We start from the raw sequence: 3,750 nt of genomic DNA, 5'->3' as shown, positions 1-3,750 counted from the left end.
CCTTGAACCCGGGCAGCTTCTCCTTCAGGATCTGCGCCGCCGCCACGGTCTCCATCGTCACCACGTCACCGGCGCACGCGAGCACGATGTCCGGGTCGGTGGCGCCGTCGTCCGTACCCGCCCAGTCCCAGATGCCCGCGCCGCGGGCGCAGTGCTGCTGCGCCTGGTCCATCGTCAGCCATTGCAGCTGTGGCTGCTTGTCGATGACGATCAGGTTGATGTACGAGCGCGACCGGAAGCAGTGGTCGGCGACCGACAGCAGGCAGTTGGCGTCCGGCGGCAGATAGACCCGGGCGATGTCGCCGCGCTGGGTCAGCACCACCTGGATCAGGCCGGGACCCTGGTGCGAGAACCCGTTGTGGTCGTTGCGCCACGCGGTCGAGGTCAGCAGCACGTTCAGGCTGGGGACCTTGGCCCGCCACGGCAGGTGCTTGGCCTCCTGCAGCCACTTGCCGTGCTGCACGGTCTGCGAGGCGCTGACCATCGCGAACGCCTCATAGGTGGCGAACATGCCGTGCCGGCCGGTCAGCGTGTATCCCTCGAGCCAGCCGTGGCAGTTGTGCTCGGACAGCACCTCCATCACCCGGCCGTCGCGGCCGATCGCCACGTCGTCCGGCGTGACCTGCTCCATGAACGCCCGGTCGGACACCTCGAACACGGCGCCGAGCCGGTTGCTGTTGGTCTCGTCCGGGCAGAACAGCCGGAACCGGTCCGGGTTGCGCGAGTAGACGTCGCGCATGAGCTCGCCCAGCCGGCGGGTCGACTCCGCGTGGGACTCGCCGGGCGCCTTCACCTCGACGGCGTAGTCGCGGTAGTCCGGCAGCGCCAGATCCTCGGTCAGCAGACCGCCGTTGGCGTGCGGGCTCGCGCTCATCCGCAGATCGCCCTGCGGTGCGAGATCGCGGATCAGGGGTACGGGCGCGCCGGCGTCGTCGAAGAGCTCCTCCGGGCGGTACGAGCGCAGCCAGCGCTCCAGGATCGCGAGGTGCTCGGGGTTGTCGCGGACGCCGGACAGCGGCACCTGATGCGACCGCCACGTGCCGGTCACCGTGACACCGTCGACCTCGGCGGGGCCGGTCCAGCCCTTCGGCGACCTCAGCACGATCAGCGGCCAGCGAGGCCGGGAACCGTCCCAGTCACCGTCGCGGGCGCTCGTCTGGATCTCCCTGATCCGCCCCCACGCCTTGGCCAGCGCAGCCGCGAAGCGGTGGTGCATTCCGGGCAGGTCCTCGCCCTCGACCTCGATTACGTCGTAGCCGTGTCCGTGCAACAGCGACCGGACCTCGGCTGGATCCTTGCGGGCCAGCACTGTCGGGCCCGAGATCTTGGCGCCGTTGAGGTGCAGGATCGGCAGCACGGCGCCGTCGTGGGCCGGGTTGAGGAACGACACGCCTTTCCACGAGCCCTCGAGCGGGCCGGTTTCGGCCTCGCCGTCGCCGACGACCGCGATCGCCAGCAGGTCCGGGTTGTCCATCACGGCGCCGAAGGCGTGCACCAGCACGTAGCCGAGCTCGCCGCCCTCGTGGATCGACCCGGGCGTGGTGACCGACACGTGGCTGGGGATGCCGCCGGGGCTGGAGAACTGCCGGAACAGCCGCAGCATGCCGCCCTCGTCGAGGCTCACCTTCGGGTAGGTCTCGCTGTATGTGCCCTCGAGGTAGCCCGCGGCGACCAGCGCCGGGCCGCCGTGACCGGGGCCGGCGAGGTAGATGGCTTCCTGGCCGGTGTGCCGGATGAGACGCGAGACGTGCGCGTAGATCAGGGACAGGCCGGGGCTGGTGCCCCAGTGACCGAGCAGGCGCGGCTTGATGTGCCGGGGCTCCAGCGACTCCCGCAGCAGCGGGTTGCCCTGCAGATAGATCTGCCCGATGGTCAGGTAGTTGTTGGCGCGCCACCAGGCGTCCAACTGGGCGACCTCGTCGTCGCCGGGCTTGGCGAGCGCGCGCACGAGATCATCGTCGGCACGGGACTTGCTCTGCGATACCTCGGTCACGGTGTCTCTCTTCCGTGGTCGTTCCATCAGGGGTTCGTTCCATCAGGTCAGGAACCACCGTATGGGTGCCATGGGGTCCGGCGCACGGGCGTGCGTACCCCCTCCACATGCCGATAGGCCCGCGGGGGCGGGACCATCGGCAGGGCGGTCCTACCGGCGGCCGGGCGTCCGGCGCCAGGTGTCGTCGTGGTGGACGGCGGCCATCGTGCGCCCCACCGCCATGGACAGGAGCACGGATGCCACCGCGCTGCCGACCGGCAGAGCCAGTCCGAAGCCGACTGCGATCAATTGGCGTTTCATCTCGGGATCCCTTCTGATCACGCGACGCCGAAGGTCATGCCCGGGCCGCTGAGCGAACGGTCGTCGAAACCGTAGGAGAGGTGGTTCTTGACGGACACCGTGCCGGGTGTCTGACGGGCCAGGCGCCCGGCGAAGTCACTGGTCGACCAACGCTCCATGCTGCCGGTCAAGGTCACGACGCCGTCCTCGACGGAGACCTGGACGGTCTGCGCGTCGCCCGGCAGCAGGTCACGCTCGATGCTGTCGCGTACCTCGGCCCGGACGTCCTCGTCCGGAGCGGGTCGACGACCGGAACGGCACTGATCCGGTGCTCCACCAGGGTGTCCACCACGGTGCGGTAGCCGGCGTCCAAGGGCACCGATACGACCTCCGTGGTCATCACGTCGGCCACTGTCCACTTGCTCATCACGCCGCCTCCTTGTGCGTCCTCACCCCTCACGCTATGTGCGGCGTCCCGGCGCGGGCAGGGCCGATCGGCCCGTGCGCACGGGTCTTCGCGCCTCCCTCGAGGTGCGATCACCGGGGTCCGGGGCACGCGCCGCACGTCACCGGCTCGTCCTTTCCGGCGTCCGGTGATCTGATGGGGTGGCATCGTGGCCATCAGCACCCGTGGCCGCGCGAGAAGGAGCCGACGCCATGACCGCTGACACCGACCTCCGGCACGCACTGCTGCGCTCCGCCGAAGCCGCCCGTTTCGCTCCGTCGATTCACAACACCCAGCCGTGGCGATGGGTGCTGCACTCCGACCATCTCGCTCTGCACGCGGCGACCGACCGCCAACTGACATCGCAGGATCCCGGCGGACGGATGTTGCTGCTGAGCTGTGGCGCGGCGCTGCACCACGCCCAGGTCGCACTGACCGCCGAGGGATGGAGTTTCACCGTGGAGCGCCCCGCCGGCGATCCCCTCGCGACGATCCGCCCGGGACAACGCGGCAGCATCGATCCGCGCGCCATTCGGCACTTCGAACAGCTCCGGATCAGGCACACCGATCGGCGTACCCTCAGCAACGATCCCGTCGGCGACGACGTCCTCGACAGGCTTGCCGAAGAGACGGAGCGTCACGGAGCACGGTTGCATCTGCTCGATGGCGATCAGGTCATCGAACTCGCCGTCCTCGTCGAGCACGCGCAGGCCGCTCAGGCAGCCGACGAGGCCGGCAAGGAGGAGACCGCCGCCTGGGTCGGCGGCGACCGCCCCGAGGGAACCGGCATTCCCGACGCCAATCTGCCTGTCGAGGTGCCGGCGACCACCGTCGCCGAACGCGACTTCGGGGTCGGCGGCACGCTCGAGGCCGGGTCCGGGCACGACACCGCCGCGACGTACGGGGTCCTCTACGGCAACGGCGACGAGCCGGCCGACTGGTTACGCGCCGGTGAGGCCCTCAGCGCGCTGTGGCTCGCGGCGACCGAGCACGGCGCCGCCCTGTTGCCCTTGAGCAGCCCCGTCGAGGTGCC

At 70.1% G+C, this 3,750-nt stretch carries 4 protein-coding genes and 1 pseudogene; 1 reads left to right on the top strand and 4 read right to left on the bottom strand.

The features are described 5' to 3' along the window. The 4 genes from AB0M20_RS31720 to AB0M20_RS31705 all read right to left on the bottom strand — a co-directional run. The coding region (locus tag AB0M20_RS31720; protein ID WP_364304004.1) for a phosphoketolase family protein at positions 1 to 2,020 on the bottom strand (2,020 nt) is incomplete at its 3' end. A 123-nt stretch (positions 2,021 to 2,143) separates the two neighbouring features. Further along, positions 2,144 to 2,293 carry a hypothetical protein gene (locus AB0M20_RS31715; RefSeq protein ID WP_364304003.1) on the bottom strand — a complete coding sequence of 50 codons (150 nt, stop codon included), beginning with the start codon at positions 2,291 to 2,293 and terminating at the stop codon, positions 2,144 to 2,146. A gap of 17 nt (positions 2,294 to 2,310) precedes the next feature. Continuing rightward, positions 2,311 to 2,517, bottom strand: coding sequence for a BON domain-containing protein (locus AB0M20_RS31710; protein WP_364304005.1), 207 nt, complete (start codon positions 2,515 to 2,517; stop codon positions 2,311 to 2,313). Next, complete coding sequence (locus tag AB0M20_RS31705; RefSeq protein WP_364304002.1) at positions 2,466 to 2,699, bottom strand: CBS domain-containing protein; 234 nt, start codon at positions 2,697 to 2,699, stop codon at positions 2,466 to 2,468. The genes AB0M20_RS31710 and AB0M20_RS31705 overlap by 52 nt, the downstream gene beginning before the upstream one ends. A 326-nt stretch (positions 2,700 to 3,025) precedes the next feature. Here AB0M20_RS31705 and AB0M20_RS31700 point away from each other — a divergent pair. Next, positions 3,026 to 3,750, top strand: a pseudogene (locus tag AB0M20_RS31700) (nitroreductase); the annotation flags it as partial.

Source organism: Actinoplanes sp. NPDC051633, from assembly GCF_040681735.1.
GTDB lineage: Bacteria > Actinomycetota > Actinomycetes > Mycobacteriales > Micromonosporaceae > Actinoplanes.
This window is presented reverse-complemented; position numbering and strand designations above follow the sequence as displayed.

Excerpts from the sequence above, each read along its gene's own strand:
- AB0M20_RS31705 (WP_364304002.1), bottom strand. The coding sequence starts at position 2,699 with ATGAGCAAGTGGACAGTGGCCGACGTGATGACCACGGAGGTCGTATCG.
- AB0M20_RS31715 (WP_364304003.1), bottom strand. The coding sequence starts at position 2,293 with ATGAAACGCCAATTGATCGCAGTCGGCTTCGGACTGGCTCTGCCGGTC.